The organism is Caecibacter sp. AF58-12pH5A (genome assembly GCF_027681725.1).
Lineage (GTDB): Bacteria > Bacillota > Negativicutes > Veillonellales > Megasphaeraceae > Megasphaera > Megasphaera hominis.
Window position 1 is genome coordinate 42,259 of record NZ_JAQDBC010000014.1, and the last position, 15,131, is coordinate 57,389.

Here is a 15,131-nt window from a genome sequence, read left to right on the forward strand (position 1 = left end):
CTAAACAAAAATATTGTGACAAAAAGAAATTGACGATACATCAGGGAGCAAGCTATGTCATTGCCCGTAAAGGGCAGGGCTTTGTTGATAAGCCAAAGAAATCCGCATAACCAAACACTCTCAATACTCTCGTTAAGAAAGAACTACTTCCAAGAGATGGTAGTCCTTGTACTTAACGGGAGGTTAAAACAGACACCTATGATCCTATTTTGTTGTGACACTTAGTAATAAGAGAAACGAAATAGGATGATCGGAAAACCATGAGCGTACCGTAACGCTCGAAATCATCAGGGCTTTGTCTACCCTATTTTGTATGATTTTATTTTACGGCTGAGATCCTTCATAGCCATACGCTGGTACACTTGCAAAATAAAATCCGATAGTCATAGGAGATAGAAGATACTTTGCGAAAGCAGCCAAAGTGAGTACGAAAAACTGGCTTTGCCTTCCATACGAAAAGCTTCCTTGGACGGTATGTTTCAGATGCCGGACAGGGAAGTTATTTTTTTGCCATACATAACGGATATATTTTATACGCTGGCCTCGTACCACTTCGGTATGTGGTAGCTTTGAAGCCACCCGGAGCCTGTAGCTGACGACAGGACTGGCTTTTGCCCTGCCTTTCCCTAGCCACAGAGCGGGGAATATCGTATAATAATAAAATAGGCTTATTGTATTTGCACAGTCATCCTTTTTTTGGGAAGGTGAAAATATGATTTTTATTCTGGGTATTCTTTTTGCTGTTCTTATTGGCATCTGGGCGAATCATCGCGGCCGCAATCCTATTGTTTGGGGCATCGTTTCCCTGCTCCTCTCGCCGTTGCTGGCGGCGATTGCCCTGGCCCTGATGAAGGATTTGTCGGAACAGCGGAAAATTGAAGAAAACCGCATCAATACGAGTCTCCTTCGGGATCGTGTCAGCGTTTCTGAAGCAAACCTCCATTCCCGTATGGATCACGTAGAACAGCGCCTGGACCGGCTGGAAAATAACGGACCTGCTGCTATCGATAGAGAACGGCGGCCAGAGCTGCCTAAGGGCCATGAAAAGTATTGTTCTGCCTGCGGGACCCCCGTCGAAGGAGACGCGTTATATTGTCCCCATTGTGGTGCACGGTTGTACTAGGAGGCGTCTATGGATATCATCAAACACCTGCGCCATTACTATGGTGCTTATGGGATTACGGTAGGCGGGGCCATTGCCCTGGCTACGCAGACGCCGGGCAGAATTTATACCTTAGCGCCGGAGCAGCGCCGGCAAATAGAAGACATGCTCGTCATTCTGCGGCAGGAATATCCTTTTTTTAAGACGGAAATCAAAGAAGGGATTATGGAAACAGAAATCACCTTCTTTTCCTATCAAAGTGCCTGTGCGGATGGACAAATTCTTGAACACCTGTGTCAGTGGCTCAGCCGCGTGGCGGCTCTCTTTGTGGGTGACGGCCAGACACAGGTAACGATTCATTGTCACGGCACGTTTACACAGGATATGGAAGACGCTGAATTTCGCATGCTGAATAAGGAGCAGGATGTGGAATATAAAATAATCAGCCGGAAGCGGCGGAGCCTGACTGCTATTCTCTTTCATTCGAACTATACGCGCATTGCCCTGACCATTCTTTTGGTAGCAGTCATCCTCTGGTCTGCCAGTGATGTCGTAACAGAAACGCCTAAAGGCCAGTTATTTTAGAGAAGAGGTGTCCCATGGAATTAGAAGCATGCCGGCAGGAGATTGACCGGCTCGATCAGCAATTGACACAGCTCTTGGAAGCACGCATGAAAGTCGTGGCACAAGTAGCTGAGTATAAAGCATTGCATCACATGGAAGTCTACGATCCACGGCGGGAACGGCTGGTACTCGATAAGATTGCCGCGCTGGCATCAGATAAAGACTTAGCGCCATATTTGCAAACCATTTACCGGTGTATCATGGACGAAAGCAAGCGCTACGAACGAAAATGGATGGAGACGTAATATGGCAGAAGAAACAACAACCCTGCAAGGGTCTGTAGAACGTATTTTATTTGAAGCACCCGATTCAGGCTATCTCGTTTTTCGCTTCCGTGAGGAAGTGGATAACACCTTACAGACCGTAACCGGCTATGGGCCCAAGCCTCTGGTAGGGGACAGACTGGAAATACAGGGACACTGGGTACAGCATAAACGGTACGGAAAGCAGTTCAGTGCCGGTGCGTGGAAACGGCTCCTGCCCGATACGGCCGAAGGGATTGAACGCTTCCTCGCCTCTGGTGCTGTCCAAGGCATCGGTCCGGCGCTGGCGCATTGTATCATCCAGGCTTTTGGCACAGATACTATGAAAATTATGGAGCAAGAGCCCAAACGCCTTTTGGAAATAGAAGGCATAGGAAAAAAGAAGCTCGATCAGATTACATCTTCCTTCAGAGAAGAAAAGGAAGTCAATGACCTGGCCATCGTCTTGGAAACACATGGCATTTCTAACCGCTTTGCATCGCGTATTTCCCAAACGTACGGCAAAGACGCCGTGTACGTACTGGAAAATGAACCGTACCGGATGATTCAGGAAGTGGAAGGCATCGGCTTTAAGACTGCCGATCAGATTGCCTTGGCCTTTGGTGTCGATCCGGCCTCGAGAGACCGCCTCGGCGCCGGCGTGACCTATGTCCTGCAAGAGCTTACGAATAACGGCCACGTTTGTATTCCCATAGACGAGCTCCTGCGCCGGGCCGCCGCCATTTTGCGGGCCGACCGCCTGGTACTGCATGAAGTCCTGGAAGAAGCGATTTCCATGGGACAGCTCGTCGCGGCTGAATACGCTGGCGAGCGGCTTATCTATGTACCGGACATGTATGACGAAGAGTGCGAAATTGCCGACCGTATCCGTCACATGGTTACGATGAAACCCTTTAAGGGCCATATGCATGTACAACTTTTCCTGGACCGCTGGCAAGAATCCTGCCATTTTACCTTGGCGGATAAACAGCGGGAAGCCGTTGAAAAATCGCTCCAATCTGGCCTCCTGGTCATTACGGGCGGTCCCGGTACAGGCAAGACAACGGTTGTTCAGACGATCATCAGTCTGGCAGAACAAGAACAGCTGCGCATTCTCCTTTGTGCCCCTACAGGCAGGGCAGCGAAGCGGCTGTCTGAAACGACGGACCGCAAGGCTCAGACTATTCACCGCCTCCTCGTACCGGCAGGCTACGCAGGTACGCACCAGGTCTTCGAATTTAACGAAACGAATTTGCTCAAGGCCGATTTGATTATCGTCGACGAAGTATCCATGCTGGATATGGAACTCATGTACCACTTGCTGCAGGCGGTCAGCCCGCTGTGCCGCCTTATCCTCGTAGGCGATGCAGACCAGCTGCCGTCTGTCGGCGCCGGCTCGGTACTGCATGATATTATCCGTTCTGATGCGGTGCCTGTCGTGCGCCTGAATACGATTTTCCGGCAGCGCGAAGGCGGACGCATTGTGACGAACGCCCACCTCATCAACAGCGGCCGTTTGCCCGTCGTCAATGAAGACCAGGAATTTCGCTTCGTCACCATCGAAAGTGAAAGCCAGGGCGCTGAGATTATTAGCCGGCTCTATGCCGCCGAAGTACAGGAAACGGGCGATAAATTTGCCGTCCAAGTCTTATCGCCTATGTACCGCCAGGAATGCGGTGTAGATCATCTGAATGAACTGATCCAGGCCCAGACCAACGGCCCCGTCAAAGGCAAGTCGGAGCTGAAAAACGGCCACACTATATATCGCGTAGGCGATAAGGTCATGCAGAAACAAAACGACTATGAAAAGGGCGTGTTTAACGGTGATATAGGTGAAGTCTTTGCCGTAGCAGACCAGGTCATTTATGTACGCTATCCCGAACAGGATGTCAAATACGAGGGCCTTGAGCTTACAGAAATTACGCTGGCCTATGCGATTACGGTCCACAAGAGCCAGGGCAGTGAATACCAGACGGTCATCCTCGTTCTCGTCAACAGCCATGCCATCATGCTCCAGCGCAATTTACTGTATACGGCTGTGACGCGGGCGAAACGCAAGGTCTTGATCGTCGGCACCGAGCGGGCTTTGGAACGGGCTGTCCAAAACGTGCGCACGAGCCAGCGCAATACCCTTCTGGCAGAACGAATCCGGGAAGAGGAGATTCTTTGATATGGAGTGGCTCACACGTCTTATCTTTCCGGCCCGCTGCCCGGGCTGTGGACAGTCCGTCCCGTCCCACGGGGACTGGTGCAGTACCTGCTATGGCAAGGTCTGGCATCCCCGGCTGCTGGATGGCAGTCACGGCACCCTGGCCGGCTGTTATTGCCTTACCGAGTATCGTGGTCCCATGCGCCGCCTGTTGCAGCAGCTCAAGTATCACCGTGCCCTAAAGTATGAAGCGGCGTGCCACTATTTGCTGGCCCGTTTTCCCTGGCCGGACGTACTTCATGCCGACTGGGCTGTGCCCGTACCGTTATCGCCGGAACGCTATGAAAAACGCGGCTATAATCAGACGGAAGTAATCTTTCGTCCGTGGATCGAGTCGTATGCCGGCTGGTACGATTGCCTGCAGCGCGTCCGGACGACAGAAGCGCAGTGGCATTTATCGCGGGCCGAACGGGCTGCTAACTTGCATAAAGCCTTTTCCCTGCAATACGGCAAGCCCGTACGGGGCAAGAAAATCCTGCTGCTCGAGCAAAGATGCTTGGGATTGATACAATATTGGAAACGGTGTGCATAGCAGAAAAGTCCATATATAGCGAGGTCTTGGCAAACGTCGGCAGAGGGCCGACATTTTTTATGCGCTGAAATGCAGGTGGAATCAGAAGGTCTCGTATAAGTTCTTAGCAACACTGTGGATATGCCATTAACGATAGCAATGGCATCGTTAATGGCATAGAAAGATAATTTATCGTGTTATCTGACTAGTTTTCTATTGTTCGATAGTATTGCTATGGATAAGATAAAAAAGATAGTATAAAATTTTATGTGTAAACTCTAAGAGGCCCATAGGAAAAGGAACCTCATTCCTGTATAGTATTAAGTGCTAACAAAGACACTAAAGAAATGAGGTTCCCTAATGTCAAATCTTAACACAAAACTCATGCAAGCGCTAGTAGAAAAACAATCTGTTGAAGATGTCTTTCGTCAAGAACTTGAAGATGCCATCAACCAGTTGCTTAAGGTTGAACTTTCTAGTTTTCTAGGATATGAGAAACATAGTTCCAACGGCTGGTCTTCTGGTAATAGCCGCAACGGTTTTTATTCTCGCGAACTTCGCACGGAATATGGTACTTTACAGCTCCAAATTCCGCGTGACCGTAATGGTGATTTTCATCAACAGACGTTGCCAGAGCGCAAGCGTCAGACTGACTCTTTGGAAACTACCATCATCCAACTTTATCAGCATGGTGTTACCACGCGGCAGATTAGTGAACTGATTGAACAAATGTATGGACAATATTACACGCCACAGACGGTATCAAATATTACCAGTGCTGTACAAAAACAAGTCGATGAGTTCCATAACCGCAAGGTCAACAATCGGTATGCTGTCATCTACTGCGATGCCACCTATCTGAACCTTAGACGGGATAGTGTTGCTAAAGAGGCATTACACGTTATTCTCGGCATTACGTTAGATGGACATAAAGAAGTACTCGAATACAGTGTATATCCAACAGAGTCGGCATCCAATTATAAAGATTTGCTCAGCAGACTACAGACTCGTGGGCTGAAAGATGTTTTACTTTTTGTTACAGACGGACTTTCAGGCATTTACGAAGATTGCTCTGCAGAAAGAGATGTACCGGATCAAGGAAGGTAAAAAGTCGACCATGCTTATGGTGACACATGATATCGAAGAAGCGGTATATTTAGCGGATAAAATTATTATGCTGTCACCTAAATTCCCGACGGGAGAAAAAATCATTCGGGTTGATCTGCCGCGGCCGCGGGATAGAAACTCCAAAGAATTTGTAGAGTTAAAAAAAATACTTTTCGATAATTTTTTCAGTAATACGTTGAATTGATGCGAGGGGGAAATCCAATATGTGAAAAAAAATAATAAGCGGAATGGTACTCGGCACCTGCCTTATGGCCTTGGTAGCAGGCTGCGGGACGAGTGATCAGGCCAGTGCGGATAACGTACTTCGAGTCGCCATCCAGCCGTCGGCGACATGGGCGCCGTTGTGGTATATGAAGGACAAGGGGAGTCTGGAAAAAGCGTTGGAGAGCAAAGGGATCAAGGTGCAATGGACAGAATTTGATGCCGGCCCGTCTTTGAATGAATCCTTTGCGGCGGGGCAGCAGGATATCGGGATCGGCGGTGATGTACCTACTATTACGCCGCTGGCAGCCAGACAAAAAAATAAAATTATTGCGCAGGGCGGCAAGGGGGATAAGGTACAGGCTATTGTTGTTGGCAATGATTCCGGTATTACGGATCCCAAGCAATTGAAAGGCAAAAAAATAGGTATTACTGTCGGATCGAGTGCGCATCACATGCTGTACTCCATTTTGGAAAAGAATGGGATGACCTTGAACGATGTACAGATCGTAAACCGGACAGCCGGTGATGCCGAAACTGCGCTGCTTCAAAAACAGGTAGATGCTGTCGCGTTTTGGGAACCTAACGTTACTTTTTTATTAGATAAGAAGGCAGGAAAATTTTTAGTGGATCAGACGGGCTGCCCCAATGGCGGCGGACCGATTTTCGTAACGGAAAAATATGTAACTGATAATCCGGAGGTTGTGAAGATTTTCCTTCAAGAATATGCCAAAGCGGCAAAATACATCAAGGCGCATCAGGAGGAAGTAGCGCCGGGCTTGGCGGCTCATTATCATTGCACGCCGGAGCAAATGGTGAAAATTCTTGATGAATATGAATATCCTGTAAAAATTACGGAAGAAGATATTGCCGGCTTGGAAGCAACGGCCCAATTTATGAAGACCATTGGCATTATTAAAAAAGATATCAATATAAAAGATTATATTGATAGTTCCATTGCCAATTCGCTATAAAAATAGTACATCCCGTTATCGTAATGCAAGACGCGTAATAACGGGATGTATTCATTGCATATGCGGGATTAAAAGAACAAATAAAAATCCCGGCAAAATAAATCGTTTTATTATACTGGGAGAACCGATTCATTGACAGAAAATTAAAAAACGTTTATATTTAAGTCAGTAATTTGGGTTATCATTGTTTTTTTGTCGATGAAGGAGGTTCTTTTTATGGCTTCGTTGGATGAGTTGTATTATCAGATGCTGCGGCAGGCAGTAGAAAATAAAGAGAAAATTGTACCGGAAAAAGTGGATCCGCGCATGATTGCCTGTCTGGCGCAGCCAGATGACGCGCCGCTTATCTGGCGGGTTAAACCGTGTGTGTGCACGACTGACAGCAAAGAACCCTGCGCTGCCGCTGCGGCATGTGACTGGGATGCGATTCAAATGGATCCGGAAAAGGGTATGATCATTGATGATGCCAAATGTGTAGGCTGTCAGGCTTGTGTCGATGCCTGCAAGTTGGATGCGCTGAAAACTAAAAAGGATATTATTCCTGTTGTGCAGGAGCTGCACGATTACGATGGACCTGTATATGCCTTGATCGCACCGGCTTTTTCCGGACAGCTTTGAAAAAATTGGGTTTTACAGGCATGATTGAAGTCGCTGTATTTGCCGATATACTGACGCTGAAGGAAGCTTTGGAATTTGATAAAAATATCAATAGTGAAACGGATTTTCAGCTGACCAGCTGTTGTTGTCCCATGTGGATCGCTATGATTAAAAAGCTGTATCATCAGCTGCTTCCGAATGTGCCCGGATCTGTATCTCCCATGATAGCCGGTGGACGTACGGTCAAAGCGCTTCATCCCAATGCCAAGACAGTTTTTATCGGGCCCTGTCTGGCGAAAAAAGCAGAACGCAAGGAACCGGATCTGGTGGGAGCTATTGATTATGCGATTACGTATCAGGAATTGCGGGATCTGTTTTCGGTAACCAATATTGACTTAAACAAGATGGAAGAAGATAATGTTCCTCACGCGTCTACTGCGGGTATACGTTATGCTTTTGCCGGCGGCGTGGCGGCAGCTGTTACCCGTACTGTGGAAAAACTGGATCCGCATCGCAAAATAACGGTTCAGACACGCAAGGCTGATGGCGTTCCCGGGTGCAAGGCCATGATCAATGATATCTTGGCCGGTAAGCGAGATGGCAACTTTTTTGAGGGCATGGGTTGTGTTGGCGGCTGCGTAGGCGGCCCGCGGGCCATTATCAAGAAAGAAGACGGAAAGAAGCATGTGCAGGCCTATAGTGATACATCTGAGTTTGAAACGCCTATGGAAAATCCGTATGTCATCGGCATGCTTAAGGAGTTAGGTTTTTCCACAGTGGAAGAATTTTTGACAAAGAGTCATTTGTATGACCGTAAGCTGGATTAGAAATGATGCCTTTTGCGGTATGAGACCGCGCCGTCAAATAAATGAGGAAATATATATGAAAAAAAACTGCCTGCAGTAAATGTGCTGGCAGTTTTTTTTTGAAATATATGCAAAATAATTGCAAAAAAAAGAAACAGTGATTTTTTATTTCTCAATTTTGTAAGTGTAACAGAAGCAGGTCTGTATATGATAAAGAATTTTGGACTCCCGGGGCGAGAAATGGAGATAGACCGAATCGATACGAACAGCCACTATCAACCGGGGAATCTGAGGTTTGCGACACATCAAGAAAATTGTATAAATCAACGGAGAACGGTGTTGACAAAATTCGAGCAGCAATATTGGCCATATGCAAGAAGTGTAGTCACAAAAAAGCTGACTCAGGGGATGAGTCGGGACGAGATTATTGCGTCAGCAGAACTTGCAGTGTTCGAAAAGAGAAAGAACTGGCATCTAATACGCGCACGGCTCGACTTTATGACATACGAAATGCCGGACAGCATCATCGTTTTACCGTATCGGGGAAACTCGTCCACAACTGTGGATACGGCGGCTCGGTCGGTGCCTTAAAAGCAATGGGTGCGTTGGATATGGGACTTGCAGAAAAAGAGCTTCAGCCACTGGTGGATTCATGGCGGGCAGCCAATCCGAATATCGTGCGGTTCTGGTGGGATGTGGACAGGTGCGTTAAAAATACGGTCCAGAGGCATATGCCGACTGAAACGCATGGCATTCGCTTTGTCTATCAGAGTGGGATGCTGTTTATCCAGTTGCCAAGCGGCAGACATCTGTCCTATGTAAAGCCGCGCATGGGAGAAAACCGTTTCGGTGGCGAAGCCGTTACCTACGAGGGAGTTGGCAGCACCAAAAAATGGGAACGGATTGAAAGCTACGGTCCCAAGTTCGTGGAAAACATTGTCCAGGCCATCAGTCGGGATATTCTTGCCTATGCCATGAGGACGTTATCCCACTATTTTATCTGCGGTCATGTCCATGATGAGCTGATCATAGAGTGCAGCATGAATGTATCCCTTGAATCCATCTGTGAGCAGATGGGCAGAACGCCGCCATGGATCAGCGGACTTCTTCTTCGGGCAGACGGGTATGAATGCAGCTTCTACAAAAAAGATTAAGCATACGGTTCTTAAAAAGTAGGGTTTTGTCCTTTTACTAGCAGAGGGCAAAACCCTACTTTTAGGAAAGGCGGTATTTTTATGAATAAGTATATTCCAGAGGACGAGGTTCCTGATTTTCGTGATTTCATATCACGTCTTTGTCCACAACATGACGAACTGCGTGAGTTTCATGAATCATTGGCTGATGCCGGACTTGTTACATCGAAAGATGAGGATGGGAAAGTGTGGATTGAATCTGCAGAATATGGCCTTTTCAGGCCGGAATTTCTGATTGCTTTCATGCGAATGCAAAAGTGTTTAACCAATTAGAGGGGGACCGATACGATGTTTTATGTAAAAGAAAAGCTGAATGATACGGTAGGGATTTCCATTGAAATCAATGATGAGAATGTATTCTGCCGCTGTCCGCATTGCGGTTCGGAGGTGCAGGTTGACCTGGCGGAGGTATTTGCCGATGGCAAGGTTGATCTTTTCGGTACATCGGTGTTGTGTGACAGCTGCGGCAAAAAGCTGGCGGGAGGTAAACATGGTGGGTGTGAGCAGACGTAATAGTGAAGGGTATCCTGATCCGACCACCTACGAAGCCTTATCCCATATAGAACAGAAAGTGAAGGCGGCAAGAGCATACAGGCCCATGATCTATGTATGCTCTCCGTTTTCAGGAGATGTGTCCGGAAACATTGCCAATGCAAGACGATACAGCCGCTTTGCGGTGGAGCAGGGGTATATCCCTATTGCCCCACACTTATTGTTTCCGCAGTTCCTTGATGACACCAATATAACGGAACGTGAACTGGGACTGCACTTTGGCAATGTACTGATGAGCCACTGCAGTGAGGTGTGGGTATTTGGAGATGTCGTATCGGCGGGAATGGATGCCGAAATCAGGAGAGCCAAAAGAAAGAATTATCACTTGTGTTATTTTGGCAGCGATTTGAAGGAGACGGTCAGATGAAGTTCACGTTATATACGGCAAATTGTGCGGGCAATGCAAAAAACAGCATCTACCCGAATCAGGCTGATATTGAAAATGAAGAAGACTTTAAGACCGCCATCTGCCGGGATCATGTCAGTGCGGAATATAAAAATTTCCATCGCTCCAATGCTGATTATATTGCAGGGAACGTAGATGTCATGGACTGTGACAATGATCACTCGGATCATCCCAAAGACTGGATATATCCTGACATGTATCCGGATATTTTCCCGGATGTTTCTTTTGTCGTTGTTCCCAGCCGCCATGACGGAAAGGTAAAAGGGAAAAAGTCAGCCAGACCGCGGCATCATGTCTATTTTCCCCATCAACCGACTGTTAGTGCAGAAGATTGTTCAGCATTAAAAAAACGTATATATGCGGCGGCACCCTTTTTTGATAAGGGTGCCACTGATGCGGCACGGTTTATGTATGGCTGTCAGTCCGGAAATATTATATGGCATGAAGGAAACCGAACCATAGATGAATTTTTAGACGAGAAAGCCTTTTCTCATTTGGACAGGGAAACTATTACAGAAGGTTCCCGTAATAAAAGCATGAGCCGGTTTGCGGGAAAAATCGTCAAGCGGTATGGCGGCACAGAAGAGGCACATCATATTTTTATCGAGAAATCGCAAAGATGTACGCCGCCATTGGCGCAGGAAGAACTGGATACCATCTGGGACAGCGCCTTGAAATTTGGCAGGGATCTGGCAAGGCAGGATGGATATATTGTACCAGAGGAATATAACAAGGAACCGGAGTGGGAGATGCCCATTCCTTTTGATGAATACCATCTGCCGCCTTTTCCGCTGGATGCTCTGCCAAAGGCGATCGGTGATTATGTGGCAGCACTCTCGGAAAGCACACAGACACCAGTTGATATGGCGGCTACCGCAGCCATTGCAATCTTGTCCGTATGCATGCAGGGAAAATTCAAAATCAGGGCAAAGCTGGACTGGATAGAGCCTGTCAATGTTTTTGTGCTGAATGTCATGAATCCGTCCGAACGTAAATCAGCGGTCGAAAATGCCATGATACGGCCTTTAAACGTATTTGAGTCAGAACGGAATACACAGAATGCGGCGGCAATCGAAACCAGCAAAATGCAGAAACGGATACTGGAACGCAGGCAGAAAGTGCTGGAAGATCAGGCATCCAAGGGCAAGGCGGATGCACAAGCGGTCCGGAGAATGGCAGAGGAGATTGCTGGATATAAGGAAATGAAGCCGATGAAGCTGTATGTGGATGATATTACCACAGAAAAGCTGACGTCTGTGCTTGCGGATAATAACGGGCGGGCCGCCATCCTATCCACGGAAGGCGGGATTTTTGATACGCTGGCAGGTGCATATTCCAAAACCGTCAATATTGACGTTATGCTGAAAGGCTACTCCGGGGACAGCATCCGGGTGGACCGTATCGGCAGGAACAGTGAAAGCATTATGAACCCGGCACTGACGGTGCTGCTTATGGTACAGCCAAGCGTTCTTTCCGGCCTGATGCAGAACGGCATCTTTCGGGGGCGGGGACTGACAGCACGGTTTTTGTACTGTATTCCGGCATCTTTTGTGGGGAAACGGAAATACCGTTCAGCATCTGTTCCTGATGGCGTGTACCGGGAATATGAGCAGTGCATCCGGAACCTGTTGGAGGATGAATGTGAAAACGGGGAAGAAATCATCACCTTATCGCAGGAGGCAGATGCGCTGATAGAAGCTTTTGCCGAAAGGCTGGAGCCTGAGTTAAACAGAACCTACGCAGACATTGTGGACTGGGCAGGAAAGCTGGTAGGCAACATTCAGCGTATTGCAGCCCTGTTGTGTCGGGCATCCGTATGCAGGAACTATGGCTTTTTAGCTGCACCGGATCCGCTTGTGGTGGATGGGGAAACCATGAAAAACAGCATCCGGATCGGAGAATATTTTATAGAACACGCAAGGGCGGCTTTTATGCTGATGGGTGCTGACCCGGTTATCAGCCAGAGCAAGAAGGTGATGGATGTGGTAACGAAAAATGGGATGACGGAATTTACACGCAGGGACATGATGAGACTTTGCCGCAATTTCAAGAAAGCAGAGGATGTACAGCCGGTCTTAACACAACTGGTGGATTACGGCTATATTGCCCCGAAGGAAAATAAAAACTATTCGGGAAAAGGAAGGCCTCCTGCACAGACATATCTCGTCAATCCACATATGTACGAGCAGTGACTTTTGTCCTTTTTGTCCTTTCTGTCCCTATACCGTATGTAAATATATGGGTATATGTGTCCTTATAGTAACAGATACATATAGATACATATTTTTACTTATATTTATATTTATATTTTCATTCTTACACGCTATAGGACAGTGTGACAAAAAGGACAAAAATAGGAAGACTTTCAATGATGACATTTTATACGTTTATGATCCGGAATCATTTGAATGAGGATACACCAGCGGGAGACCTGGCACAGGATATGTACGGGGATACAGAAACCTTCCCCAAAAACCGTCCATGTAAATTTGATGGATGGCACAGACTGATTCGCAGCTATTTGGAACAGGAAAATGCGTGTCGGCAGTGCCTTGAAACATTTGAAACATGTTGGAAGGAGTACGTAGAATGCGAGAAAAAGTAATCGAGCAGAAACTTGCAGCAGCAGTAAAACAAGCAGGCGGTATGGCACTGAAGTTTGTCAGTCCTGGCTTTGATGGGATGCCGGACCGCATCGTTTTATTACCTGACGAACATATTGCCTTTGTGGAAGTAAAAGCGCCGGGAAAGAAGCCGCGTCCTCTTCAACTGGTAAGGCATCGTCTGCTGCGGAAGTTAGGATTTCAAGTTTATGTTATTGACAGCGCAGACCAGATTGGAGGGATGTTGGATGAAATTCGAGCCACATGAGTATCAGCAATATGCTGTCAGATATATTGAGAGTCATCCCACGGCGGCAGTCCTGCTGGATATGGGACTTGGCAAGACCGTTATTACACTGACGGCGATCCAGGACCTTTTGTTTGACAGCTTTAACGTCCATCGTGTATTGGTGGTATGCCCGTTGCGTGTGAGAGCCGTATGGGCAAATGAAATACAGCATTGGGATCATCTGCATCGATTGCAATATACCGTGGCAGTAGGTACAGAAGCAGAACGACTGTCGGCACTGAAAGCACAGGCGGATATTTATATCATCAACCGTGAGAACGTGCAGTGGTTGATTGAGAAAAGCGGGATCCCCTTTGATTTTGACATGGTGGTTGTGGATGAACTTTCATCATTCAAGAATTACCAGTCCAAACGGTTCAAGGCACTGATGAAAGCAAGACCGAAGGTAAAAAGAATGGTGGGTCTGACAGGCACTCCTTCCAGCAACGGTCTGATGGATTTATTTGCCGAGTTCAAGTTACTGGATATGGGGAAGCGGCTTGGCAAATTCATCGGGCAGTACCGCAGCACCTACTTTACACCGGACAAACGGAACGGGCAGGTCGTTTTCAGCTACAAACTGCTGCCGGGAGCCGAGGACGAGATATACCGAAAAATATCGGACATTTCTATTTCCATGAAATCGACGGACCATCTGCCTATGCCGGAACTCATCAGCAGTCAGTATGAAGTGCAGTTATCTGATGCGGAACGTAAACGGTACGAGGAACTGAAGAAAGAGCTGGTGCTGCAACTGCCGGACGGTGACGTCACAGCCGCCAATGCAGCATCCCTCACGATGAAGCTTTCCCAGATGGCAAACGGTGCGATCTATTCTGATGACGGGACGGTGCTTCCCATTCATGACCTAAAGCTGGATGCACTGGAAGATATAATCGAAAGCGCCAACGGCAAACCGGTGCTGGTGGCCTATTGGTTTAAGCACGACCTGCTGCGGATCCGACAGCGGTTTACCGTGCGGGAAATCAAGACTTCACAGGATATAACAGATTGGAATGCCGGTACAATTCCCGTTGCGGTTATCCATCCGGCATCCGCCGGACATGGACTGAACCTGCAACAGGGCGGCTCCACGCTTGTCTGGTTCGGACTGACATGGAGTCTGGAACTATATCAACAAACGAATGCCAGGCTCTGGCGGCAGGGACAGACATCTGGAACCGTCGTCATTCAGCACATTATCACGAAAGGGACCATCGACGGACGCATTCTGAAGGCCCTGAAAGAAAAAAACAAGACACAGGCTGCACTGATTGATGCAGTCCGGGCCAGCTTGCGAGGAGGCAGCCTATGAGTGTTATCTGGAAGTATCTGAATAAACGAAGCGGTGCTATTGATGCCATCCGGGATTACGACAGCATGAACTTTATTATCGAAAACACCAGTGAGGATATCAAACAGGCATATGCTGCCATGACCAGCCTGCACCCGTCCGGCTTCGATGGGATGCCGCACTCCTGCAACCCGCATGCAGCAGAAGAACATATCATCTCCGGCTTGGCAGACATTGACATCTTAAAGGAACGGTACCGGCAGGCTATCGAATACATGGCGTGGTTCCGTCCTGCATGGGAGAAGTTAAGCAGTGACGAGCAGTATGTACTGCAAACCTTTTATGCTGACGAGGATGCACAAACAAGTGCCGTCTATGCCATTGCCGATCATTTTCACAT

Annotated in this window: 19 protein-coding genes; all 19 read left to right on the forward strand. The window is 47.7% G+C overall.

Annotation, left to right across the window (positions count from 1 at the left end; all coding sequences use genetic code 11):
• Positions 1–712: 712 nt before the first annotated feature.
• A complete protein-coding gene (locus PGX44_RS07825) occupies positions 713–1,123 on the forward strand; it encodes a zinc ribbon domain-containing protein (protein ID WP_498854924.1) in 411 nt (136 codons plus the stop codon).
• 9 nt (positions 1,124–1,132) lie between these two features.
• On the forward strand, positions 1,133–1,687 hold the full coding sequence (locus PGX44_RS07830; RefSeq protein WP_498854925.1) for a hypothetical protein: 555 nt from the start codon (positions 1,133–1,135) through the stop codon (positions 1,685–1,687).
• A 14-nt stretch (positions 1,688–1,701) separates the two neighbouring features.
• On the forward strand, positions 1,702–1,971 hold the full coding sequence (locus PGX44_RS07835) for a chorismate mutase (RefSeq protein WP_498854926.1): 270 nt from the start codon (positions 1,702–1,704) through the stop codon (positions 1,969–1,971).
• 1 nt (position 1,972) lies between these two features.
• Positions 1,973–4,138, forward strand: a complete 2,166-nt coding sequence (gene recD2 / locus PGX44_RS07840; protein ID WP_498854927.1) for an SF1B family DNA helicase RecD2 — start codon at positions 1,973–1,975, stop codon at positions 4,136–4,138.
• Between the two features lies 1 nt (position 4,139).
• Complete coding sequence (locus tag PGX44_RS07845; RefSeq protein WP_498854928.1) at positions 4,140–4,709, forward strand: ComF family protein; 570 nt, start codon at positions 4,140–4,142, stop codon at positions 4,707–4,709.
• Between the two features lie 339 nt (positions 4,710–5,048).
• On the forward strand, positions 5,049–5,795 hold the full coding sequence (locus PGX44_RS07850; RefSeq protein WP_498854929.1) for an IS256 family transposase: 747 nt from the start codon (positions 5,049–5,051) through the stop codon (positions 5,793–5,795).
• A 16-nt stretch (positions 5,796–5,811) separates the two neighbouring features.
• Positions 5,812–6,000, forward strand: a complete 189-nt coding sequence (locus tag PGX44_RS07855; RefSeq protein ID WP_498854930.1) for a hypothetical protein — start codon at positions 5,812–5,814, stop codon at positions 5,998–6,000.
• 64 nt (positions 6,001–6,064) lie between these two features.
• Positions 6,065–6,991 carry an ABC transporter substrate-binding protein gene (locus PGX44_RS07860; RefSeq protein WP_498854931.1) on the forward strand — a complete coding sequence of 309 codons (927 nt, stop codon included), beginning with the start codon at positions 6,065–6,067 and terminating at the stop codon, positions 6,989–6,991.
• 216 nt (positions 6,992–7,207) lie between these two features.
• Complete coding sequence (locus tag PGX44_RS07865) at positions 7,208–7,609, forward strand: 4Fe-4S binding protein (RefSeq protein ID WP_498854932.1); 402 nt, start codon at positions 7,208–7,210, stop codon at positions 7,607–7,609.
• Entirely contained in the window at positions 7,606–8,415 is an 810-nt protein-coding gene (locus PGX44_RS07870; RefSeq protein WP_498854933.1) for a [Fe-Fe] hydrogenase large subunit C-terminal domain-containing protein, read from the forward strand. Before PGX44_RS07865 ends, PGX44_RS07870 begins: the two co-directional genes overlap by 4 nt.
• Before the next feature lie 293 nt (positions 8,416–8,708).
• Positions 8,709–9,548 (forward strand): DNA polymerase family A protein, encoded by an 840-nt coding sequence (locus PGX44_RS07875; RefSeq protein WP_498854934.1) that lies wholly within the window; start codon positions 8,709–8,711, stop codon positions 9,546–9,548.
• Between the two features lie 81 nt (positions 9,549–9,629).
• Positions 9,630–9,860 (forward strand): hypothetical protein, encoded by a 231-nt coding sequence (locus tag PGX44_RS07880; RefSeq protein WP_307973639.1) that lies wholly within the window; start codon positions 9,630–9,632, stop codon positions 9,858–9,860.
• A 15-nt stretch (positions 9,861–9,875) separates the two neighbouring features.
• Complete coding sequence (locus tag PGX44_RS07885; RefSeq protein WP_307973638.1) at positions 9,876–10,100, forward strand: hypothetical protein; 225 nt, start codon at positions 9,876–9,878, stop codon at positions 10,098–10,100.
• A complete protein-coding gene (locus PGX44_RS07890; RefSeq protein WP_498854935.1) occupies positions 10,078–10,506 on the forward strand; it encodes a DUF7768 domain-containing protein in 429 nt (142 codons plus the stop codon). The genes PGX44_RS07885 and PGX44_RS07890 overlap by 23 nt, the downstream gene beginning before the upstream one ends.
• Positions 10,503–12,737, forward strand: a complete 2,235-nt coding sequence (locus tag PGX44_RS07895; protein WP_498854936.1) for a DUF3987 domain-containing protein — start codon at positions 10,503–10,505, stop codon at positions 12,735–12,737. Before PGX44_RS07890 ends, PGX44_RS07895 begins: the two co-directional genes overlap by 4 nt.
• A 179-nt stretch (positions 12,738–12,916) precedes the next feature.
• Positions 12,917–13,150, forward strand: a complete 234-nt coding sequence (locus tag PGX44_RS07900) for a YozE family protein (RefSeq protein ID WP_498854941.1) — start codon at positions 12,917–12,919, stop codon at positions 13,148–13,150.
• A complete protein-coding gene (locus tag PGX44_RS07905) occupies positions 13,135–13,416 on the forward strand; it encodes a VRR-NUC domain-containing protein (protein ID WP_498854937.1) in 282 nt (93 codons plus the stop codon). The genes PGX44_RS07900 and PGX44_RS07905 overlap by 16 nt, the downstream gene beginning before the upstream one ends.
• Positions 13,397–14,752 carry an SNF2-related protein gene (locus PGX44_RS07910; RefSeq protein ID WP_498854938.1) on the forward strand — a complete coding sequence of 452 codons (1,356 nt, stop codon included), beginning with the start codon at positions 13,397–13,399 and terminating at the stop codon, positions 14,750–14,752. The genes PGX44_RS07905 and PGX44_RS07910 overlap by 20 nt, the downstream gene beginning before the upstream one ends.
• Positions 14,749–15,131: hypothetical protein (locus tag PGX44_RS07915; protein WP_498854939.1), on the forward strand; the 383-nt coding region annotated here is incomplete at its 3' end. The genes PGX44_RS07910 and PGX44_RS07915, both read left to right, overlap by 4 nt.

Excerpts from the sequence above, each read along its gene's own strand:
- PGX44_RS07825 (WP_498854924.1), top strand. The coding sequence starts at position 713 with ATGATTTTTATTCTGGGTATTCTTTTTGCTGTTCTTATTGGCATCTGG.
- PGX44_RS07830 (WP_498854925.1), top strand. The coding sequence starts at position 1,133 with ATGGATATCATCAAACACCTGCGCCATTACTATGGTGCTTATGGGATT.
- PGX44_RS07835 (WP_498854926.1), top strand. The coding sequence starts at position 1,702 with ATGGAATTAGAAGCATGCCGGCAGGAGATTGACCGGCTCGATCAGCAA.
- recD2 (WP_498854927.1), top strand. The coding sequence starts at position 1,973 with ATGGCAGAAGAAACAACAACCCTGCAAGGGTCTGTAGAACGTATTTTA.
- PGX44_RS07845 (WP_498854928.1), top strand. The coding sequence starts at position 4,140 with ATGGAGTGGCTCACACGTCTTATCTTTCCGGCCCGCTGCCCGGGCTGT.
- PGX44_RS07850 (WP_498854929.1), top strand. The coding sequence starts at position 5,049 with ATGTCAAATCTTAACACAAAACTCATGCAAGCGCTAGTAGAAAAACAA.
- PGX44_RS07855 (WP_498854930.1), top strand. The coding sequence starts at position 5,812 with ATGGTGACACATGATATCGAAGAAGCGGTATATTTAGCGGATAAAATT.
- PGX44_RS07860 (WP_498854931.1), top strand. The coding sequence starts at position 6,065 with ATGGCCTTGGTAGCAGGCTGCGGGACGAGTGATCAGGCCAGTGCGGAT.
- PGX44_RS07865 (WP_498854932.1), top strand. The coding sequence starts at position 7,208 with ATGGCTTCGTTGGATGAGTTGTATTATCAGATGCTGCGGCAGGCAGTA.
- PGX44_RS07880 (WP_307973639.1), top strand. The coding sequence starts at position 9,630 with ATGAATAAGTATATTCCAGAGGACGAGGTTCCTGATTTTCGTGATTTC.
- PGX44_RS07885 (WP_307973638.1), top strand. The coding sequence starts at position 9,876 with ATGTTTTATGTAAAAGAAAAGCTGAATGATACGGTAGGGATTTCCATT.
- PGX44_RS07890 (WP_498854935.1), top strand. The coding sequence starts at position 10,078 with ATGGTGGGTGTGAGCAGACGTAATAGTGAAGGGTATCCTGATCCGACC.
- PGX44_RS07895 (WP_498854936.1), top strand. The coding sequence starts at position 10,503 with ATGAAGTTCACGTTATATACGGCAAATTGTGCGGGCAATGCAAAAAAC.
- PGX44_RS07900 (WP_498854941.1), top strand. The coding sequence starts at position 12,917 with ATGACATTTTATACGTTTATGATCCGGAATCATTTGAATGAGGATACA.
- PGX44_RS07905 (WP_498854937.1), top strand. The coding sequence starts at position 13,135 with ATGCGAGAAAAAGTAATCGAGCAGAAACTTGCAGCAGCAGTAAAACAA.
- PGX44_RS07910 (WP_498854938.1), top strand. The coding sequence starts at position 13,397 with ATGAAATTCGAGCCACATGAGTATCAGCAATATGCTGTCAGATATATT.